The following is an 18,183-nucleotide window of genomic DNA, read 5'->3' as shown; positions in this document are numbered from 1 at the left end:
GAAACGGGAGGACGCGCCCCCAGAAGACCAACTTTCGGGGGCCCGCGCCTTCAGATCAGCTCAGGCCCGCGATGGTGGAGCGGACCTTCGTGATGATGGCGTCCGGGATCGGCGCGTAGTCGATGCCGGAGAGGATGCCCTGGCCCTCGGCGGAGGCGATGTAGTTCAGGAACGCCTTCGTCGCGGGCAGCGTGGCGGCCTTGTTGCCCTTGTCGCAGACGATCTCGTACGTCACCAGGGTGATCGGGTAGGCGCCGTCGGCCTTGGTGGTGTAGTCGAGCTTCAGCGACAGGTCCGAGCCGGTGCCGACGACCTGGGCGGCGGCGACGGCCTTGGTCGCGCCGTCCGAGGACGCCTTGACCGGGGTGGCCGCACCGGTGTTCAGGGAGACCGCGTTCAGGCCGTCCTTGGCGTACGACAGCTCCATGTAGCCGATGGCGCCGTTGGTCTGCTTCACGCCCTGGGCGACACCGGAGGAGCCCTGAGCGGACTGGCCGCCCTTGGCCTGCCAGGCCTTGCCGCCGGAGAAGGTCCACTCGCTCGGGGCGGCGGCCTTGAGGTACTTGGTGAAGTTGTCGGTCGTACCGGACTCGTCGGAGCGGTGGTACGCCTGGATCTTCAGGTCGGGAAGCTTCGCGCTCGGGTTCAGCTTCTTGATCGCGGCGTCGTTCCAGTTGGTGATGTCGCCCTTGAAGATCTTCGCGAGGGTCGGCGCGTCGAGGACGAGGTCCGAGACACCGTTCAGGTTGTAGGCGACGGCGATCGGGCCGGCCACCATCGGCAGGTCGATGCCCTGGCCGCCGGAGCAGACCGACTTTGACGCGGTGACCTCTTCGGGCTTCAGCGCGGAGTCCGAGCCGGCGAAGGCGACCTGGCCCTGGGTGAACGCGGTGACGCCCGCGCCCGAGCCGGAGCCCTTGTAGTTGATCTGGACACCGGAGCAGGCCTGCGTGAAGGCCTTCACCCAGGCGTCGATCGCGTTCTTCTGCGCCGACGAGCCGTCGGCCAGCAGCTGGCCCTTGGCGTTGTCGCACTGGGCGGAACCGGCCGACGCGGAGGAGGCCGACGAGCTGCTGCTGGAGGAGCTGCCGGTGTCGTCGGAGCCGCACGCCGTGAGGGCCAGGGCGCCGGAGACGGCGAACGCGCCGAGAGCGAGAGCCCGCCGGTTCTTGCGCTGAAGCTTCACTAGAGGGAGATCCTTCCGGGAGCCGCCGTCCTGAAATCCGGCGGCGTGCGAGGCAAAGTCCTGATGGCCCGGAAGCGTCCGTCGTTCTGCGCTTCCGGTCCGTGTAAAGCCGAAATTAAGCAGATCAGGTGAAGGCGCCGAAGGACGCAAATGAACGGCGGGTGAACCCCTGAAGGCGGTGTGGTTAGGTCACGGAACGCTTACGTCGAGGACACGAACGCTCACGACGTAGTCACCGTAGAACGCCGCAGCGCGATCAGCAGCGCGTCCACGAGGTCCCTGTCCCTCGGCTGGGTCAGCCGCTCCCGCGCCGGGCCCGGCGGCAGCCACAGGATGCGGTCCACCTCTTCGTTGGGCGCGAATACGCCGGACGTGGCCTGACCCGCCCAGTACCGCACCTCCTTGGGGCGGCCGTGCACCTCGTAACGCAAGGTGAGCAGCCGCGCCCCCGGGAGCGCCGTGTACCCCGTCTCCTCCTCGGTCTCCCGCAGCGCGCCCGCCAGGGGGTCCTCGCCGTGCTTCAGCTTGCCCTTGGGGTGCGACCAGTCGTCGTACTTCGGACGGTGGACGAGGCACACCTCCAGCTCGTCGCCGGTCTGGGGCTCCCGCCACAGGACGCAGCCCGCCGCCTGGATGGTGCCGGTGTCTTGGCTCATGTCTTTCACCTTTTACGAGGGTGTCGACAGTGTCCGCTTCCGCCAGCTCTGCTGGAACGCGTACCGCGCGGCCTCGACCTCGTGTCGCTGGTCCGCGTGGAGCACGCCCAGCGCGTACGCGGTCGCCGGCGCGATCCTCGGCGTACGGGCCGCCGCTGCCGCCGCCGCTGCCGCCTCCGAGGCGTCCCGGTGCCGGTCCAGCGCCTCACCCGCGCCCAGCAGCTGGAGCTCGCGGCCGTCCAGGACCTCCATGGCGTAGCGGTGCAGCCGCAGCAGCAGCCGGACCTGGTGCCAGGGGGCGTCCTGGGGGTGCGGGGCCGGGTCCGGGGACAGGCCGTGGATCAGGGCCTCCGCGTTGTACGGATGGCCGGCCGTGACCAGCGGCAGCGCCGCCACCGCGTCCGTCAGCCGCTCCTCGGCCGCGCCCGCGAGCGGGGCGAGGGGCGCGGTCCCGGCCCCCCGCGCCAGCGGGACCTCGCTGGCCAGTAAAGCGATCTTGTCGGCCACCGCGTGGAACCGGCTGGAGCCGAGGGCCTGGAGGGCGGTGCTGTGGGCGCGGGTGCGGGCGAGGGTGAGCTGGCGGTCGAGGAGGGCGCCGGCTTTGGCGGCGCCCACGGTGAGGTTGCCGCGGTCGGGGGCGGCCTGGTTTCTGGCGTTGGCCTGCTCGGGGACGCCCGCTGCCGTCGTGGCCGCGGTCGACCCCGACAGCCGGTGCAGTGCCAGCAGGAGCCGTTCCAGGCGGGCCTCGCAGGCGTGTTCCAGGGCGAGGGTGCCCGAGAGCCAGGCCAGTTCGGGGCGGATCTGCTCGGACCAGTCGGGGTCCAGGAGCGGGCGGAAGGTGTGGAGGCTGCCGCTGACGCGGCGGGCCGAGCGGCGCAGGGCGCGGGCGGCGCCGGCGCCGTCCTCGGCGCCAGCCGCGCCCGCGCCGTTCTCCCGGTGCAGGCGCAGCGCGCGCAGGAACTCGGTGGCCTGGGCGCGCAGGTACCCGGCGAGGGCGTCGCCGGTCGCCCCCGTGTCCGCCGCCGGGCCGGTCAGGTCATGGTGTCGCTGTGCCACGCCGGCGCCTCCGGGCGTCTATGAGCATCTCCTGGACGTTGCGCAGCGGCTGTCCTTCGGCGTCGGTGGCGTGCCGGGTCCACTCGCCGTCCGCGCCGAGGTGCCAGGAGGCGGTGGTGTCGGACATGCCGGTCTCCAGCAGCCGGTTCAGGGTGGCGCGGTGACCGGGGTCGGTGACCCGGACGAGGGCCTCGATACGGCGGTCCAGGTTGCGGTGCATCATGTCGGCGCTGCCGATCCACACCTCCGGCTCGCCCCCGTTGCCGAAGGCGAAGACCCGGGAGTGCTCCAGGAAGCGGCCGAGGATGGAGCGGACCTTGACGTTCTCCGACAGGCCCTCGACGCCGGGCCGGATCGCGCAGATGCCGCGCACCCAGATGTCGACGGGCACGCCGGCCTGGGAGGCGCGGTAGAGGGCGTCGATGATCGCCTCGTCGACGATCGAGTTGACCTTGATCTTCACGTACGCGGGGCGGCCCGCGCGGTGGTGCTGGGCCTCCTTGTCTATGCGCGAGACGAGGCCGTCGCGCAGGGACTTGGGGGCGGTCAGCAGCCGGCGGTAGGTCTCGCGGCGGGAGTACCCGGAGAGCCGGTTGAAGAGGTCGGAGAGGTCGGCGCCGACCTGCGGGTCGGCGGTGAGCAGCCCGAGGTCCTCGTACAGGCGGGCCGTCTTGGGGTGGTAGTTGCCGGTGCCGACGTGGCTGTAGCGGCGCAGCGTGTCGCCCTCCTGGCGCACCACCAGGGACAGCTTGGAGTGCGTCTTCAGCCCGACCAGGCCGTAGACGACGTGACAGCCGGCCTCTTCCAGCTTCTTCGCCCACTTGATGTTGGCGTGCTCGTCGAAGCGGGCCTTGATCTCGACCAGGACGAGGACCTGCTTGCCCGACTCGGCGGCCTCGATGAGGGCGTCGACGATCGGGGAGTCGCCCGAGGTGCGGTACAGGGTCTGCTTGATCGCGAGGACGTCCGGGTCGTCGGCGGCCTGCTCCAGGAACGCCTGCACGGACGTGGAGAAGCTGTCGTAGGGGTGGTGCAGCAGGACGTCGCGCTCGCGCAGGGCGGCGAAGATGTCCGGCGGGGACGACGACTCGACCTCGGCGAGGTCGCGGTGGGTGCCGGCGATGAACCGCTTGTACTTCAGCTCGGGCCGGTCCAGGCGGTGGATGCGGAACAGGCCGGTCAGGTCGAGCGGTCCGGGCAGCGGGTAGACCTCCGCCTCGGAGATCTTCAGCTCGCGCACGAGGAGGTCGAGCACCTCGCGGTCGATGGACTCCTCGACCTCCAGGCGCACGGGCGGCCCGAACCGGCGCCGCATGAGCTCCTTCTCCAGGGCCTGGAGCAGGTTCTCGGCGTCGTCCTCCTCGACCTCCAGGTCCTCGTTGCGGGTGAGCCGGAAGGTGTGCGACTCCAGCACCTCCATGCCCGGGAACAGCTCCTCCAGATGCGCGGCGATGACGTCCTCGATGGGGACGTACCGGCCCTGGGAGCTCTCCAGGAAGCGCGACAGCAGCGGCGGGACCTTCACGCGCGCGAAGTGCTTGTGCCCGGAGACCGGGTTGCGCACGACGACGGCCAGGTTCAGCGAGAGACCCGAGATGTACGGGAAGGGGTGCGCGGGGTCGACGGCCAGCGGCGTCAGCACGGGGAAGATCTGGTGCCGGAACAGCGTGAACAGGCGGGCCTGCTCCTTCTCGGCCAGCTCCTGCCAGCGCACCAGGTGGATGCCCTCCTCCGCGAGCGCGGGGGCGACGTCCTCGTGGTAGCAGGCGGCGTGCCGGGCCATCAGCTCGCGGGAGCGGGCCCAGATCATCTCCAGGACCTCGCGCGGCTGGAGCCCGGAGGCGGAGCGGGTGGCGACGCCGGTGGCGATCCGGCGCTTGAGGCCGGCGACGCGCACCATGAAGAACTCGTCCAGGTTGCTGGCGAAGATCGCGAGGAAGTTCGCGCGCTCCAGCAGCGGGGTGTTCGGGTCCTCCGCGAGCTCCAGCACCCGCTCGTTGAACGCCAGCCAGCTGCGCTCGCGGTCCAGGAAGCGGCCCAGGGGCAGCTCGGCGCCGCTCTCCTCGTACGCGTCGAGGTCGGCGTCGAGGTCGGGCTCCAGGTCGGAGACGGTCGACGGGGAGACCGTGTGGGTCCGGTGCGCTGCTATCGAACCGACGGAAGGCTGCGCCGGGCGGTCGTCCGGGGTGCTCGCCTGGGTGTCGTGCTGGGTGCTGGGCTGGCTCATAAACCCATTCTTCCGCGCACGGGGCAGTAGGGGCGCGTCGGAACGTGCGGGCGGGAGTGACACACCCTTGGCGGGCAGGCCCTCAGGGGGGAGGCCCTCGGAGGGGCGCCCCTCGGGGGGCGGCGAAGGCTCGGGCACGGCCTGGTTCATTGCCCGAGCGTCGCAAGGTCGGCTGAATCACTGGTTAAGAAGACATGACGTGCGGGATAGCGGGGGGTGCCTGGGAGGGGTGGGTGGGGGCTGAACGGGGGGTGAGTGGGGGTGGGGTCGGGGTTGTCCCGGGGTTGTCCATGGGTTGTCCGAGGGGTCGGACGATGGTTTGCCGGGACTTTGCGTTTGCGTGGCCGTCCGCTGGCGGGCCGCTCTCGGGCCGTGCGGCGTCTTCAGGCCGTGCGGCGGCGCAGTACCCGGAAGGCGGCGGCGACGGCGAGGGCCGTGACCGTGAGGACGATGCCGGTCTCCATGAGGTGGAGGGGCCAGAAGTGGGACGCGGGGTGGTAGGTGGCCGTGGGGGCGAGCGGGGAGGTGAGGATCCAGGCGCCGGCGGGGGTGGTGGCCTCGGGGCCGGTGAGGGTGGGCCAGAGGCCGGGGCGCAGGGTGTGGAGGGTCAGGTGGAGGGCCGCCGTCGCGGCGGTCGCGAGGGCGAGCGCGGGGAGCGTGCGGGCGGTCAGGAGGCCCGCGAGGACGCCCAGGGTGAGCGCGCACAGGGCGTACGCGACGGCAGCGGGCCCGCTCGCGAGGAAGACCCCGGCGTTGGCCCATCCGTCGTTGTAGAGCAGCGCGTCGGTGGCCGCGCGGGTCCAGCGGTACGTCAGGACCAGCGCCGTCGATCCGGCGGTCACCACGAGGGCCGGGACCAGGAGTTTGGCGGCCAGCCAGCGGGTGGGGGAGATGCCCTGGGTCCACGCCAAGTGGGCGGTGCCGGACTCCAGTTCACGGCCCGTCAGGACGCCGCCGGCGAAGGCGGCCAGGGGGAGGGAGGCGTAGGCGATGAGGAGGGCTGTGCGGTCGAGGCGGGTGCTGAAGAGGTGGGCGGCGTAGGGGAAGTTGCAGCTGGCCGGGTCATCGAAGCAGAGGGTGTCGGGCGGGAGGGTCTTGAAGCCGAGGATGGCCGGGGCGTCGTACTTGGTTGACCAGAAGAGCCACCCTAGGAGGGCGATTACGGAGAAGGCCCAGGTCAGGAGGGGGATGCGGTGGAGGCGGAGGAGGGTTCTGGGGAGGCGGGCGGTGCCTATAGGGGTGCTCATAGGGCCTTCTTGGCTTCGGCTTCGGCGGGGCTGGTCAGGGGGCCGGTGAGGCGGCGGAGGGTCCGGTAGGCGGCCAGGGCGAGGAGGGCGGCGACGGCCAGGAGGACGGCGGTCGCGGTGAGTTGGAGGGGCCAGAAGTGGGACTCCGGGTGGTACGTCCGGTAGAACCCGTCCGCGCCGAGCCGGTCGTACAGAGGCAGGCAGACACCGTCGTCGCCCGCCGGCCGGCAGCCCGGGTCCGCGATGCGTACGCCGCGCGCGGTGGTGAGCCCGTGGGAGACCTCAAGGCCGACGCCCTTGTACCCCTGCGCGAACGTGCTGACCGCCGTCACGCCCGGCCAGAGGTACGGCAGCACCCAGGTGAGCCCCAGCCGGACCGCGCCCGTGATCCCGGCGGCCAGGGCCAGCGCGGGGAGCGTACGGCGCAGGAGGAGCCCTGAGAGGGCGCCCGCGGCGAGTCCTACGACGACCAGGGCGACGGTCGTGGGGCCGTTCGCGTGCAGGGTGGGGTCGTCGTACCACTGCTTGAGGTTGCCGATCCGGTGCTGTCCCGCCGTCCAGGCGAGGCGGTGCAGCCAGACGAGGAGGGCGGTGCCGGCGGTCAGGACGGCCCCGGCGGCCAGGAGTTTTCCGGTGAGCCAGCGGGCGGGGGAGAGGCCCAGGGTCCAGGTGAGGCGGGCGGTGCCGGACTCCAGTTCGCGGCCGAAGAGGGCGGCGCCCGACCAGGCCGCCGCGAGGAAGGGGAGGGCGGTGAGGGCGAGGGTGAGGTAGGAGTACCAGTCGCGGTGGCGGACGATCGCCGGCTGGTCGTAGGCGCAGGGCTGTCCGGCGCAGGTGTCGTACTGGTGCCAGGCGGTGATGGCCGCGTCGGTGAGGGGGCCCTGGAGGACGTAGAGGGCGGCGGCCAGGGTGAGGGTGAGGGTGGTCCAGGTGAGGAGGGCGGGGCGGTGGAGGCGGAGGAGCCAGTGGAGTTGGGGGGCGGTTTTCGCGGGGGCGGTTGTCGAGGGGGTGGGTGCCGGAGGGGTGGGGTTCGCCGGGAGGGAGGGGGTTGTCATGGTCACGCGGCCTCCTCCAGGGGGGCGGCCTCGGGGTTGCGGAGGTGGGCGAGGACCAGGTCTTCGAGGGTGGGGGTGGTGGTGTGCCAGCTGTCCGGGAGGGGGGCTGCCGGGCGGATCAGGGCGCTGAGCTGACGTCCTGTGACGCGGGACTCGACGACCGTGTGCGCGGTGAGGTCGGTGCCTTCGGCCGGGGCGCTGACCCGCGCGTGCGCGCGTAGGAGTGCGTCCGTCTCCCCCGCGAGGCGTACCTTTCCGCCGCCGATCAGCAGGAGGTGGTCGCAGGAGTCCTCCAGTTCCGCGACCACATGGGACGACATCACGATCGTCGTGCCGAACTGGGCCGCCTGGGACATCAGCGTGCCCATGAGCTCGTGGCGGGCCAGGGGGTCGAGGTCCGCCATCGGCTCGTCCAGGAGCAGCAGTTCGGGGCGCTTGCCCAGGGCGAGGGCGAGCGCCACGCGCGTGCGCTGTCCTCCGGAGAGGGCGCGGATCTTCTTGGCGCGGTCGAGTTCCTGGGTGGCTTTCTCGGCGGTCTCCCGGTCCCAGCGGCCGGGGTTCAGGTCGGCGCCCATCCTCAGGGTCTCGGCCACGGTCAGCTGCGGGTAGAGGGGTTTGTCCTGGCCGACGTACGCCACGCGCGCGCGGGCGGCTGCGGGGGTGGTCCCCAGGACGCCGATCTCTCCCTCGGTGGGGGTGAGGAGGCCTGCGGCCAGGGTGAGGAGGGTGGATTTGCCGGCGCCGTTGGGGCCTATGAGGGCGCAGACGCGGCCGGCGGGGAGGTGGAAGGTGCAGTCGCGGAGGGCCCAGGAGGGGGTGCGGCCGAAGCGTTTGCCTATGGCGGTGGCGGTGAGGGCGGGTGTGGGCATGGGGGGCTTTCTGGTTGGCGGGTTGGCGGGTCGGTGGGGTTGGGGTGTTGTGGTGGGTGCGCGGGTGCGCGGGTGCGCGGGTGCGCGGGTGCGCGGGTGCGCGGGTGCGGCTGGTCGGCTGGGGCGGTGGTGCGGCTCGCGGCGGTCGGGATGTGCGGGTCGGCTGCGGTGGTGCGGCTCGCCGTCGTCGGGATGTGGCCGTCAGTCGGCGTCCCCGCGCGCGGGGAACCGTTCGTCCAGTACGGCCGTGAAGAGCGCGGTCACGTCCTCTCGGTCCATGCCGCTCTCGTGGGCCCGGTCGAGCCAGTCGTGGAGTTCGCGGCGGAGAGGGGAGTCGTCCGCCGGGGTCGTGCCCAGGGACTTGCGGACGAAGGTCCCGAGTCCGCGCCGCGCCTCGACCAGGCCCTCCCGTTCGAGTTCGCGGTAGGCCTTCAGCACGGTGTTCGGGTTGATCGCCGTCGCTTCGACCACTTCCCTGGCCGTCGGCAGTTTGTCGCCGGGGCGGAGGAGGCCGAGGCGGAGGGCGTGTTTGGTCTGCTGGACGATCTGTACGTAGGTGGCCACGCCGCTGTGGCGGTCGATGCGGTACTCGACCAACTGGGTTCCACCACCCTTTCACTAATTGAGTAGTGAAAGGGTGGTGGAAGGGGCGGGGGTTCGTCAAGTCGGGGGTGGGGTGGGGGAGGTTGGGGCGGGTTCGGGGCGGGTTCGGGGCTCTCGACGGGGCGGCGGAAAATTTTTCGGCGGAGGGAGAACCGGATGGCGGGGTCGGGACGATGAGGGGGTGTGACGAGAACGCGAAGTGACGGGGAGCTGCTGCAAGCAATTGCCGCGGACAGGGACCGTCACGCTTTCGAGGAGCTGTATCGGCGGTACGCCCCGTGGCTGGCCGCGCGTATGCGCAGCCGCTGCTCGGACGCCGGGATAGTCGACGACGTCGTGCAGGAGACGTTCCTCGCGGTGTGGCGCGGCAGCGCGCGGTACCGGGAGGAGGGGGACGTCGCGGGGTGGCTGTGGCGGATCGGCGCGCGGCGGCTGGTCGACGCGATCAGGGGCGCCGGCGCCCGGGGCCGGCTGCGGCAGACGCTGAGCCGGCTGCGCCACCGGGACGAGGCCTCGGCGGAGGAGCGGGTCCTGGCGGGGGTGGAGCACGGGGACTTGGCGGGCGCGTTGATAAGCCTCTCGCCCGAACTCCGCGCGGTCATCCAGGCGACGGTCATCGACGGGTTGAGCACGAGGGAGGCGGCCGTCCTCCTCGGCATCCCGACCGGGACGGTCAAGACGCGGGCGATGCGTGCCCGCAAGCAGTTGCGGGAGGCGCTGGCGTGAGGGGGAGCGCGGGCGTGAGAAGGCGAGAGGCGCGGGGTCCGGTGCGCGGGGCCGGTGTCTTCAGGGCGGTACGGAAAGGAGGAGGACGGCATGAGCTGGCATGTCAGTGATGAGGACTTGCGTTCCTATGCGCGGGGCGAGCTGTCGCCGCCGCTGCTGTGGTCGGCCGACACGCATCTGGCGGGTTGCGCGCAATGCCGGGCGGTGCTGGCGGAGGCCGCCGACCCGGTCGCGCTGGACACCGGCTGGGAGCGGCTCGACGCGGAGCTGGACGCGCCCCGGCCCGGTCTGCTGGAGGCGCTGCTGGTCAGGGTGGGGGTGGCGGACCATACGGCGCGGCTGCTGACGGCGACGCCGCTGCTGCGCCGGTCCTGGCTCCTGGCGGTGCTGTCGCTGCTGCTGATGACGGTGGTGGTGGTCCATCTCGCCGGTGACCCGGTCCTGTTCCTGTCCCTGGCGCCGCTCCTGCCGCTGGCCGGGGTGAGCCTGGCGTTCGGCCCGTCGCTGGACCCGACGTACGAGATGGCGATGGTCGCCCCGATGCACGGCTTCCGGCTGCTGATGATCCGCACGGTCGCGGTGCTCGGCGCCGGCCTCCTCCTCAACGGCCTGGCGACCCTGGCCCTGCCCGAGTACGGCCTGTCGGCCCTGGCCTGGCTGCTGCCGGCGCTGGCCCTCACGGCGACGGCGCTGGCGCTGACGGCCAGTCTGGGCGCCGTCGCCGCCCCCGTCCTGGTGGGCGTGGCCTGGCTGACGGTCCTGTACGTGGCCGGCACGCACACCCGGGGCACGCTGGCCCCCTTCACCGTCCCCGGCCAGTCCGCGGCGGCGGCCGTGGCCCTGGTGGCGGCGTTCGCCCTCTACCGGGCGCGGGACCACTTCGACACGCGTCCGGTGAACGGGTTTCCGGGGGGCCAGGGATGAGGGGCCGGGGCGTCCGGGGGGCGGGCGGCATGCCGGTTCCTCTGCGGGAGGCCCCCTCGACCTCGACTCACCCCAAGTCCCTCCGGGGGCTTACCTACTCGAACCTTTTCTGGAGTGCCGCATGACTGATCTGAACGGGGGCCGGGGGCCCATGACGCTGGTGGCTGACGATCTCTCGCTGAAGTACGGGGGGACGCGGGCGCTGGACGGGGTGTCGCTGCGGCTCGGCCGGGGGGTGACGGGGCTGCTGGGGCCGAACGGGGCCGGGAAGACGACGCTGCTGCGGGTGCTGGCGACGGCGGTGCCGCCGGACGGGGGGCGGTTCGAGGTGCTGGGGCAGGACCCCCGGACCGCCGCCGGCCGGCTGGCGCTGCGCCGCTCGCTCGGCTACCTGCCGCAGACCCCGGGGTTCCACGCGGAGTTCACGGTGTTCGACTTCGTGGACTACGTGGCGATCCTCAAGGAGCTGCGGGACCGGGGCGCCCGGCATCGGGAGGTGCGGCGGGTGCTGGAGGCCGTCGATCTGAGCGACGAGCGCAAGATGCGGCTGAAGCGGCTCTCCGGGGGCATGCGGCAGCGGGTGGCGCTGGCGGCGGCGCTGGTGGGGGACCCCGGGTTCCTGGTGCTCGACGAACCCACGGTCGGGCTCGACCCCGAACAGCGGATGCGGTTCCGGGAGTTGATCGCCACGGCGGGGGAGGGGCGGACGGTGCTGCTGTCCACCCACCAGACGGAGGACGTGGCGATGCTCTGCCACCGGGTGGTGGTCCTGGCCCGCGGCCGGATCCGCTTCGAGGGCACCCCCGCCGAACTGACCGCCCGCGCGGCCGGCCGGGTCTGGAGCAGCGACCGCCGCGCCCCCGAGGCGCTGGCCGGCTGGCGCACCGGAACGGGCAGTTTCCGCAACCTCGGTGACCCCCCGAAGGACGCCGAACTTCTCGAACCCACCCTGGAGGACGGCTACTTGCTGACCCTCGACGGCGAGACCACGGAGGCGGCGGCATGACCACGCTCACGCAGAACCCCGTCACGGCGGTAGAACCGGCGCCCGCGCGGGACCCCCGCCGGCTCCCCCCGGTCCTCGCGCTCGCCCGCGCCGAGGCCCGCCAGTTGATCATGTACATCCCGATGGCGGTGTTCCTTCTCCTCCACGTCGCCGCCACTGTGTTCGGCCTGTTCCCGGCGGACGGCATGGACGACTTCCCCGTCCTCAACCAGGCCGACCGCGCCACCGCGAGCGGCACGCTGATGCTCCTGGCGCTGGCCCTGCTGTTCTGCGTCAACACGGCGGCCCTGCGCTCCCGCAGGGACGGCACCGACGAGCTGTACGGCGTGGCCCCCATGGAGCCCTGGCGGCGCTCGCTGGCGCACATCCTGTCGACGGTGCCGTACGTCCTGTTCTGCACGCTGCTGGCCGCCGTCCAGTTCGGCTGGGCGGCGCTGAAGCCGGGCGCCGTCGGGCGGGGTTCGGTCGGTGAGCTGCTGGTGGGCCCGCTGATACTGCTGTTCGCCGGGGTCGCCGGGGTGATGACGGCCCGGCTGTGGCCGTCGAGGTTCCTGCCGCTGTTCGCCACGGTCGGCCTCTACCTGGTGGTCATCTACGTCGCCGCCCGAGGCGACCGCGCGTCCTGGTCGGCCTGGCTCTCCCCGGTCGTGATGGAGACGACCGCCGAGAACATCCCCGCCCCCACCGACCTCCTCGGCCGCTCCTCCGCCGGCTGGCACGCCCTCTACCTCGCCGGCGCATGCGCGCTGCTGGCCTGCGTGGCGCTGATCGCCTCCGGCTGCCGGGCCGTCGTGCTGAAGGCCCTGGCGGTGCTCGCCCTCGGCGTGACCGTCGTCGGCGCGGTCGTCCAGGTCCCCCGGGACACCGCCGCGCTCGCCAAGGCGCGGGACACCGCGACCCGTTCACCGCAGAAGGTCCAGACGTGCGCGGAGCACGGCGGCTCGGCGTACTGCTCCTTCCCCGAGTGGGGCGGGCAGCGCGCCGACTGGGCGGAGGTCGTCCGGCGGGTGCAGTCCGAGGCGGGCGGCAGCGCGGCCGGCCGCGCGCTGACGGTACGCCAGCGGATCGACGCCGAGGGCGGACTCAGCGGCGACTACACCCTGGCCCCCGTCAAGACCCCGGACACGGTGACGATCGGCACCCGCTGGGGCGGCAACCGCGTCCCCGAGTTCGCCGTGGGTGTCGCGAGTGTCCTCGTCGACGGCATCGAGGGCGGCACCGAGGACGCTCCGCACGACAGGTGCGACGCCCGCATGATCACCGTCCTCTGGCTGGCCCTCGCCAACTCCCCCGACCCGAAGTCCGATTTCACCGCCCTCCGCCTCGACGACTCCGTCTCCGGCTCCTCGATGATCCTCGCCCCGACCGGCTCCCTCTACCTCAACGCCCACCAGACAGAGGTGGTACGTGAACTCCTGTCCCACCCGAAGCCCCAGATCACGGCAGCGGTCAAGGCCCACTGGTCCGAGCTGACGTCCCCCAAGACGACCACAGCACAGGCGGCCCGGCTGCTGGGGGTCGCGGTGCCGAGAGGTGTGGAGCAGTGCGAGATGTGAGGGGAGCTGGAGAAGGGGTCGAGCGAGGAACGGGCCGAGCTGGAGAGGGAGTTGGGGGTGAGCGAGGGGTGAGTGGGGCCGGGGAGGAGAGCGGGGGTGAGCGAGGGGTGAGCGGTGTCGGAGAGGGGAGCGGGGGTGAGCGAGGAGTGAGCGGTGTCGGAGAGGGAGGCCGAGGGGTGCGGGAAGCAGGCGGAATGGAGGTGCGCGTGATACTCGGCAGCGGCAGCGGCAGCGGCAGCGGCACCGGCAGCGGCACCGGTAATGGCAGCAGCGGTAGCGGCGGCGAGGGCACAGGCATCGGTAGCGGAGTCGGCTGCGGCGGCGATGGCACCGGCAATGGCACCGGCATCGGTAGCAGCAGCGGAGTCAGCTGTGGAGGCGATGGCAACAGCAGCGGCGTTGGTAGCGGCAGCGGCAGCGGCGACGGCAACAACGGCACTGGCAGCGGCAATAGCAACGGCGACGGCAGCGGGAGCGGGAGCGGCGGCGGCAACACCCGCAGCGGCGACAAGGACACCGGCATCGGTAGCGGCACCGGCATCGGCAACTGGCTCTCCCTCACCGCCGTCCGCCCCCTGATCCCCCCGATCTGGCGTTCCCTCCCCCGTCGCCGGGCACCCCTGTTGGCGGCGATGGCGGGGCTGGCTCTCGCGGCGAGTGCTCGTCTCCCGGGTCAGCCCCTCACCCCCACCGCCGCCCTCGTCACCCTGCGAGCCGTCGCCTTCCTGGGTGCCCTGGCGCTGGCCTTTCTCCTGGACGACCCCTCCCGCAACACCACCGAGACGGCCCCCACCCCGCGCCCGCTGCGGGCGGCCCTCCGAGTCGTCCTCATCGCCCCCGTGGCGGCCCTGTGGTGGACGACCGCCCTCCTCCTCACCCCGGCGCCGACCCGCCCACCGCTGCTCCCGGTGACCCTGGAGGCGGCGGTGATGGCGACGGCGGCGCTGGCACTGGCGACCACGGTGATCCGCTTCTCACCGTCGCCCGAGCCGGGAAAGCGGGCGGCGACACTGACGGCCCTGCTCGCGGCGGCAGCTGTACTGCTCCCCGAGCGCTGGGGTCTCCTGGCGACACCGGAGAGCGTGTACTGGGTGGGGACGCAAGTGAGATGGGCGTTGGGGCTGGGGCTGACGCTGGCGGTGTGCGCGATATGGACACCGCAGCCGTTGGGGAGGAGGGCGTAGCGAGGGGGAGGGGGCCGCCGGTGCCACTTCACCGACGGCGCTTCCCGAACCGAGGACGGAGGCCCGCGCATCTCCCAGCGCGCGAAAGCGACTTCCGGCTCACCGGGCACCCAACGGCAAGGCCCCCAACGGCAAGGCACCCGCTTCCCACCCCCGCCCCGCACAACCCAGCAGGTCCGGCGCTTGAGAACAAGGCTCGGCGAATCCCAGCAGGTCCAGCGCTTCAGAACAGGCCCGGTCACCCCAGCCGTTCCGGCGCTTGAGAACGAGGCAGCACTTCTCAACGCCCGCCCGCAAACTCCAGCCCGTCCGGCGCTTGAGAACCCGGCGGCACTTCTCAGCGCCCGCCCGCAATCCCCAGCCCGTCCGGCGATTGAGGACAAGGCCCGTTCAGGGCCGGAGCGGGGGTATGGGGGCGGCAGCCCCCAAACCAGGCGGCAGCCCCCAAACCAGGGTCAGGGCGCGCCGGTCCCCCGATACCGCCGCCGTTCAGGTCTCCGTCCGATACATCAGATCCGTCTCATACGTCAGAAACCCCAACCTCTCGTACACCGACACCGCAGCCTTGTTATCGGCGTCCACGTACAGCATCGCCGTAGGCAACCCCTCCCCCGCCAGATGCCGCAACCCGATCGTCGTAAGGGACTTCCCCAGTCCACCCCCCTGCGCCCCGGGCCGCACGGCGACGACGTACACCTCCCCCAACCGCTCCTCCGCGTGCACCTTCGTCCAGTGGAAACCGATCAACTCCCCCTCACGGAAGGCGAGGAAGAACCCGGCGGGATCGAACCAGGGCTCGGCCATCCGGGCGTCGAGATCGCGCTGCGTCAGAGACCCCTGCTCGGGATGGTGGGCGAAGGCGGTGGAGTTGACGGTGAGCCAGGCGGCGTCGTCCTTGCCGGGGACGAAAGTGCGGACGCTCACGCCGGGCGGGAGGACCGGCTCGGGAAGGGTGAGGTCGGTCAACGGGCGCCGCAGCTGGCGGAGTTCACGGAAGAGGGTGAGTCCGAGGACCTGCGCGAGATGGCGGGCGGCGGGATGGCCGCCGTGCGCCCAGACCCGCAGCCGCTTCCCGGAGGCGGCGAGCAGCGCCGAGCCCAGCGCCCGCCCGTGCCCGTGCCCGCGCTGCTCGGGGCGGACGACGAGTTCGGCGGCCGGCGCCTCGACGGGATCGGTGTCCTCCAGCTGGGCGTACCCGACCAGCTCGTCGTCGGCCGTCAGCAGGAAGTGCGAGATGCCCTCCCGCGCGCCGTCCCGCAGATTCAGGCGCCCCTGTTCGGACACCGCCTGCTGGCCGTCGGCGCCGGCGGCCTCCGCCAGCAGGGCGAGAACGGCGTCGATCTGCTCGGGGGAGAGGGCGGCGAGGGTCTCTAGGGAGCGGGGCCGTGCGCTGTCGTCGCTGGTCATGCGTACGAGGGTACGGCGAGCGCCCGCCGCACGGGCGGCAACGGGGGAGCGGGCGGGGTGACACACCCCTGGCACACGTGACGGCCGCCGCACGGAGCCCGTACGGCAAAGGGGACGGAAAAGGGAAACCAGGATGTAACCAAGAACCCCCTGTCGTGCTACGCGCGTTGACCCTAGGCTGCGCCGGGGCCATGTGCTCAACGAACGCTCGCAGACACCTCAGGGGGGCTTCATGCCTGCCAGTTCCCACACTCCCGGCCGCAGACGGTCGTACCGGATGCTCGCCGCCGCCGCGGGGCTCGCCACCGTCGGCGCGCTGGCCGCCGCGCTGCCCGCGGACGCGCACGACACCCGGCACGCCAAGCCGCTGCCGGGCCGCTACCAGGACGTGCAGCTGCTGTCCTTCAACGACCTGCACGGCAACCTGGAGCCGCCGTCCGGTTCCTCGGGCCGGGTGACGGAGCAGCAGGCGGACGGGACGACGAAGACGGTCGACGCGGGGGGCGTCGAATATCTCGCGACCCATCTGCGCAACGCCCGTAAGGGCAACGCCTATTCGGTCACCGCGGCCGGCGGTGACATGGTCGGCGCCTCGCCGCTGATCTCGGGGCTCTTCCACGACGAGCCGACTATTGAGGCGCTGAACAAGCTCGACCTGGACGTCACGACCGTCGGCAACCACGAGTTCGACGAGGGCGCGAAGGAACTCGCGCGGCTCCAGAACGGCGGCTGCCACCCGACGGACGGCTGCTACACGGACAAGAAGTTCAAGGGCGCCGAGTTCCCGTACCTCGCCGCGAACGTCCTCGACGAGAAGACGAACAAGCCGATCCTCAAGCCGTACTGGGTGTGGCGGAAGAACGGCGTCAAGGTCGGGTTCATCGGCGTCACCCTGGAGAACACGCCGGGCGTCGTCTCGGCGGCGGGCGTCAAGGGCCTGAAGTTTAAGGACGAGGTCGAGACGATCAACAAGTACGCGCGCGAACTCCAGCGCCAGGGCGTGCAGTCGATCGTCGCGCTCATCCACGAGGGCGGGGCGCCGGCCTCGACGTCGTACAACTACGACTGCGACGCGCCGGGCGCGGGCGACGGTATCTCCGGGCCGATCGTCGACATCGCCAAGAACGTCACCCCGGCCGTCGACGCGCTGGTCACCGGGCACACGCACGCCGCGTACGTCTGCACGATCAACGACCCGGCGGGCAAGCCCCGCATGGTGACCTCGGCCGCGTCCTTCGGGCGGCTCTACACCGACACGACGCTGACGTACGACCGCTGGACGGGTGACATCGCCCGTACGAGCGTCAAGTCCGCGAACCACGTCGTCACCCGGGACGTCGCCAAGGCGCCCGACATGACGAAGCTGATCGACAAGTGGAACACCCTCGCCGCCCCGATCGGCAACCGCGCCATCGGCCACATCGCGGCGGACATCCCCAACACGGGCACGGAGTCCCCGGCGGGCGACCTGATCGCGGACGCGCAGCTGGCGTACGGCCGTGAGCTGGACCCGAAGACCGACCTCGCGCTGATGAACCCCGGTGGCGTGCGCGCCGGGTTCACGTACGCGGCCAAGGGCGCCGAGGGCGACGGGGTGGTGACGTACGCGGAAGGCTTCACCGTCCAGCCGTTCGCGAACACCGTCAACCTCCAGAGCTACACCGGCGCCCAGCTGATCCAGATCCTGAAGGAGCAGGTCAGCGGTACGAACGCGGCGTCCCCGAAGATCCTGCTGCCGTCCGCCAACCTCACGTACACGCTGGATCTGACGAAGTCCGGCGCCGACCGTGTCGTCACCGCCTCCGTCCGCCTGAACGGCGCGGCCGTCGACCCCGCCGCCACCTACCGCGTCGCGATGAACAACTTCCTCGCGGGCGGCGGCGACGGCTTCCCGACGCTGGGGCAGGGCACGAACCCGCTGGTCGGCTCGGACGACCTGGCCGCGCTCGCGCAGTACCTGACGGCCAACTCCTCGGCCACCAAGCCGCTGGCTCCGCCGGTGACGAACCGGATCACGATCGTGCAGTAGCGGTAACAGCGGTACCTGCTCGCAGCGGGCCGTCGGGGTCACTTACCCGGCGGCCCGCTTTTTGTCTGTAATAAATCCTAGGTGAGTTCCGCTTTGGTTCCGCCGGGCGCCTGAAAATGCTTTCACCCGCATCTCATCGAGGTCTCAGCGGAATGGGTGGATCTGGGCTTTGCGGCCGCGTAATGTTTTCCATGTCGAAAGCGAACAGCGCGAAACGACAGCAGATTACCTAAGCGAATCACAGCTAATTCCTAAACGAAAGCAGAAAACAATGAGCTTCCACAAGATCGCCCCCATCGCCAAGAACCACAAGCCCGCCCAGGCCCCGAAGCCGGCCCCCAAGAAGGCCGCGCCGAAGAAGGCCGAGCCGAAGCGGCGTCCGGTCGGGCACCAGCGCTGAGCCAGGCGGAGTCAGTCACGTCCGGGGGCGGGGTCACCACGAGGTGCCCCGC

At 71.8% G+C, this 18,183-nt stretch carries 16 protein-coding genes; 7 read left to right on the top strand and 9 right to left on the bottom strand.

Going from position 1 to position 18,183, the window contains the following annotated elements:
- Positions 1-55 precede the first annotated feature (55 nt).
- The 8 genes from pstS to ACYUD3_RS32465 form a co-directional block, all read right to left on the bottom strand.
- Entirely contained in the window at positions 56-1,186 is a 1,131-nt protein-coding gene (gene pstS / locus ACYUD3_RS32500) for a phosphate ABC transporter substrate-binding protein PstS (protein WP_470977885.1), read from the bottom strand.
- 221 nt (positions 1,187-1,407) lie between these two features.
- Positions 1,408-1,842: an NUDIX hydrolase gene (locus tag ACYUD3_RS32495; RefSeq protein ID WP_470977882.1), complete on the bottom strand. Its 435-nt coding sequence runs from the start codon at positions 1,840-1,842 to the stop codon at positions 1,408-1,410.
- A 12-nt stretch (positions 1,843-1,854) separates the two neighbouring features.
- The gene (locus ACYUD3_RS32490) at positions 1,855-2,898 is read right to left on the bottom strand and encodes a CHAD domain-containing protein (protein ID WP_470977879.1); all 1,044 of its coding nucleotides are present in this window, start codon (positions 2,896-2,898) and stop codon (positions 1,855-1,857) included.
- The gene (locus ACYUD3_RS32485) at positions 2,879-5,125 is read right to left on the bottom strand and encodes an RNA degradosome polyphosphate kinase (protein WP_470977877.1); all 2,247 of its coding nucleotides are present in this window, start codon (positions 5,123-5,125) and stop codon (positions 2,879-2,881) included. Before ACYUD3_RS32485 ends, ACYUD3_RS32490 begins: the two co-directional genes overlap by 20 nt.
- 383 nt (positions 5,126-5,508) lie before the next feature.
- Entirely contained in the window at positions 5,509-6,372 is an 864-nt protein-coding gene (locus ACYUD3_RS32480; RefSeq protein WP_470977872.1) for a hypothetical protein, read from the bottom strand.
- On the bottom strand, positions 6,369-7,427 hold the full coding sequence (locus ACYUD3_RS32475) for an ABC transporter permease (protein WP_470977988.1): 1,059 nt from the start codon (positions 7,425-7,427) through the stop codon (positions 6,369-6,371). Before ACYUD3_RS32475 ends, ACYUD3_RS32480 begins: the two co-directional genes overlap by 4 nt.
- Positions 7,428-7,429: 2 nt before the next feature.
- Complete coding sequence (locus tag ACYUD3_RS32470) at positions 7,430-8,296, bottom strand: ABC transporter ATP-binding protein (protein ID WP_470977869.1); 867 nt, start codon at positions 8,294-8,296, stop codon at positions 7,430-7,432.
- Positions 8,297-8,497: 201 nt separating this feature from the next.
- A complete protein-coding gene (locus ACYUD3_RS32465; protein ID WP_470977863.1) occupies positions 8,498-8,893 on the bottom strand; it encodes a GntR family transcriptional regulator in 396 nt (131 codons plus the stop codon).
- Positions 8,894-9,082: 189 nt separating this feature from the next.
- On the opposite strand from ACYUD3_RS32465, the gene ACYUD3_RS32460 reads away from it, so the two are divergent.
- The 5 genes from ACYUD3_RS32460 to ACYUD3_RS32440 all read left to right on the top strand — a co-directional run bounded on the left by ACYUD3_RS32460 (position 9,083) and on the right by ACYUD3_RS32440 (position 14,295).
- Complete coding sequence (locus ACYUD3_RS32460) at positions 9,083-9,625, top strand: RNA polymerase sigma factor (RefSeq protein ID WP_470977860.1); 543 nt, start codon at positions 9,083-9,085, stop codon at positions 9,623-9,625.
- Between the two features lie 90 nt (positions 9,626-9,715).
- The gene (locus tag ACYUD3_RS32455; RefSeq protein ID WP_470977853.1) at positions 9,716-10,549 is read left to right on the top strand and encodes a cupin domain-containing protein; all 834 of its coding nucleotides are present in this window, start codon (positions 9,716-9,718) and stop codon (positions 10,547-10,549) included.
- A gap of 121 nt (positions 10,550-10,670) precedes the next feature.
- Entirely contained in the window at positions 10,671-11,555 is an 885-nt protein-coding gene (locus tag ACYUD3_RS32450) for an ABC transporter ATP-binding protein (RefSeq protein ID WP_470977846.1), read from the top strand.
- Entirely contained in the window at positions 11,552-13,111 is a 1,560-nt protein-coding gene (locus tag ACYUD3_RS32445) for an ABC transporter permease (RefSeq protein WP_470977839.1), read from the top strand. The genes ACYUD3_RS32450 and ACYUD3_RS32445 overlap by 4 nt, the downstream gene beginning before the upstream one ends.
- A 206-nt stretch (positions 13,112-13,317) precedes the next feature.
- Positions 13,318-14,295 carry a hypothetical protein gene (locus ACYUD3_RS32440; RefSeq protein WP_470977835.1) on the top strand — a complete coding sequence of 326 codons (978 nt, stop codon included), beginning with the start codon at positions 13,318-13,320 and terminating at the stop codon, positions 14,293-14,295.
- 489 nt (positions 14,296-14,784) lie between these two features.
- Here the strand turns inward: ACYUD3_RS32440 and mshD are convergent, their stop codons facing one another.
- Positions 14,785-15,702, bottom strand: a complete 918-nt coding sequence (gene mshD / locus ACYUD3_RS32435) for a mycothiol synthase (protein WP_470977829.1) — start codon at positions 15,700-15,702, stop codon at positions 14,785-14,787.
- Between the two features lie 232 nt (positions 15,703-15,934).
- On the opposite strand from mshD, the gene ACYUD3_RS32430 reads away from it, so the two are divergent.
- Together ACYUD3_RS32430 and ACYUD3_RS32425 are read left to right on the top strand one after the other, a co-directional pair.
- Positions 15,935-17,731 (top strand): bifunctional metallophosphatase/5'-nucleotidase, encoded by a 1,797-nt coding sequence (locus ACYUD3_RS32430; RefSeq protein WP_470977823.1) that lies wholly within the window; start codon positions 15,935-15,937, stop codon positions 17,729-17,731.
- Positions 17,732-18,002: 271 nt separating this feature from the next.
- Positions 18,003-18,131 (top strand): hypothetical protein, encoded by a 129-nt coding sequence (locus ACYUD3_RS32425; RefSeq protein ID WP_470977818.1) that lies wholly within the window; start codon positions 18,003-18,005, stop codon positions 18,129-18,131.
- Positions 18,132-18,183 lie beyond the last annotated feature (52 nt).

Source organism: Streptomyces sp. AMJ-169, from assembly GCF_055597585.1.
This window is presented reverse-complemented; position numbering and strand designations above follow the sequence as displayed.

Excerpts from the sequence above, each read along its gene's own strand:
- ACYUD3_RS32495 (WP_470977882.1), bottom strand. The coding sequence starts at position 1,842 with ATGAGCCAAGACACCGGCACCATCCAGGCGGCGGGCTGCGTCCTGTGG.
- ACYUD3_RS32485 (WP_470977877.1), bottom strand. The coding sequence starts at position 5,125 with ATGAGCCAGCCCAGCACCCAGCACGACACCCAGGCGAGCACCCCGGAC.
- ACYUD3_RS32480 (WP_470977872.1), bottom strand. The coding sequence starts at position 6,372 with ATGAGCACCCCTATAGGCACCGCCCGCCTCCCCAGAACCCTCCTCCGC.
- ACYUD3_RS32475 (WP_470977988.1), bottom strand. The coding sequence starts at position 7,427 with ATGACAACCCCCTCCCTCCCGGCGAACCCCACCCCTCCGGCACCCACC.
- ACYUD3_RS32470 (WP_470977869.1), bottom strand. The coding sequence starts at position 8,296 with ATGCCCACACCCGCCCTCACCGCCACCGCCATAGGCAAACGCTTCGGC.
- ACYUD3_RS32455 (WP_470977853.1), top strand. The coding sequence starts at position 9,716 with ATGAGCTGGCATGTCAGTGATGAGGACTTGCGTTCCTATGCGCGGGGC.
- ACYUD3_RS32450 (WP_470977846.1), top strand. The coding sequence starts at position 10,671 with ATGACTGATCTGAACGGGGGCCGGGGGCCCATGACGCTGGTGGCTGAC.
- ACYUD3_RS32445 (WP_470977839.1), top strand. The coding sequence starts at position 11,552 with ATGACCACGCTCACGCAGAACCCCGTCACGGCGGTAGAACCGGCGCCC.
- mshD (WP_470977829.1), bottom strand. The coding sequence starts at position 15,702 with ATGACCAGCGACGACAGCGCACGGCCCCGCTCCCTAGAGACCCTCGCC.
- ACYUD3_RS32430 (WP_470977823.1), top strand. The coding sequence starts at position 15,935 with ATGCCTGCCAGTTCCCACACTCCCGGCCGCAGACGGTCGTACCGGATG.
- ACYUD3_RS32425 (WP_470977818.1), top strand. The coding sequence starts at position 18,003 with ATGAGCTTCCACAAGATCGCCCCCATCGCCAAGAACCACAAGCCCGCC.